Source organism: Pseudomonas sp. PME37.24/025, assembly GCF_055556615.1.
Genome location: NZ_JBVHNK010000435.1, coordinates 1 through 244 on the forward strand (window position 1 = coordinate 1; position 244 = coordinate 244).

The 244-nt window shown below is 67.2% G+C and carries 1 pseudogene; it reads right to left on the reverse strand.

Annotated elements, in window-relative coordinates:
• Positions 1-244: pseudogene (locus ACZ3HH_RS30970) on the reverse strand (1,4-alpha-glucan branching enzyme); the annotation flags it as partial.

A 244-nucleotide genomic window follows, 5' to 3' on the forward strand; every position in this document is an offset into this window, starting at 1 on the left:
GGATCGCGCGCCATGTAGCGCAGCGTGTCGTTCATCCAGCCCATGTTCCACTTGTACGAAAAGCCGAGACCGCCCTCGCCGACCGCGCGCGTGACGCCGGGCCAGGACGTCGATTCCTCGGCGATCACGATGGCACCGGGCACGCGCTCGGCGATCGTCGCGTTAAGCTGCTGCAGGAAGGCCACGGCCTCGAGGTTCTCGCGACCACCATGCACGTTCGGAATCCACTCGCCGGCCTTGCGCG